Source organism: Rhizobacter sp. P2_H2, from assembly GCF_056403375.1.
Genome location: NZ_JBFUFP010001577.1, coordinates 1 through 877, shown reverse-complemented (window position 1 = coordinate 877; position 877 = coordinate 1). Strand labels below are relative to the sequence as shown.

General features: G+C 58.2%; 2 protein-coding genes. Both read left to right on the top strand.

The genetic code is table 11. The features are described 5' to 3' along the window. Nucleotides 1–218 (top strand): hypothetical protein (locus AC1D15_RS34855; RefSeq protein WP_477829674.1); only part of this gene is annotated, 218 nt, incomplete at its 5' end. 273 nt (nt 219–491) lie between these two features. Beyond that, a partial coding sequence (locus AC1D15_RS34850) for a hypothetical protein (RefSeq protein ID WP_477829673.1) occupies nt 492–877 on the top strand: 386 nt, incomplete at its 3' end.

The following is an 877-nucleotide window of genomic DNA, read 5'->3' as shown; positions in this document are numbered from 1 at the left end:
TCCGCGGCCTCACCAACGTTCGAACTGCCAAGCTGATCCCGAAGCGGGAGTCCTACCATCTTGTCCTTCGCGGAGGCGACGGAGCAGAGGGATTTGTTGCAACCATCGTTTTCGGTCGGGATCGCGTGATCAAACGCATGCTTGCCAGCAGCTTGGCCCCCGAGGACGTGCTTGAGGAGACTACCTATCGGATTCAAAAGGAGTCGTTCGATCGGTAGTGCAAGCTCTTGCATTCCAAGACGATCATCGAACGATACAAGGCTGAATGCGAATGCTCCAAGTAGCTCGACGCCACTACCGATCGACCATCTTCGGGTCGGCGCTTTTGATGGTAGGGCCGAGATCTCTCCTGCGCATACCGAGGCAGAAAGCTTCGAACAACTTCGGCTGAATGCCCGTCGTACGACGAGATCGCCTCGGGCTTCAAGACATTGCCCAAGGAAGAAGAGCCCCAGGTCCCCGCGAATGTCGACCCTAGAAGAAACTGAGACATGAAAGCCGTACTGGCTGCTCTGGTGGCGCCGATGAGTGCGCCATTGCTGTACGTTCTCGCCACATTCGCATGGTCCGGTTACCCCACATCAGGTCCGGGACATGCCGGGAAACTGATAGACGAGTTCCTGCTTGCCCTTCTGCCGCTGAGCTACTTTCTGAGCCTTTGCATCGGAACACCTGTCGTACTCGTTCTTCAGCGGATTCGGCGCCTGACCACGTGGCGATGTGTCGCGATCGCTGCGCTGATTGGCGCCGCGCTCGGTCTCTGCGCAACGTTCTGGTTCTCCGGCCCGCCTGGAATTCATACGCCGTCGTCAGCCAGACTGGCGTTGTCTACTCTCGGCGCACTGGCCGCAACAATCATTGCCCTGGTGTTCTGCGG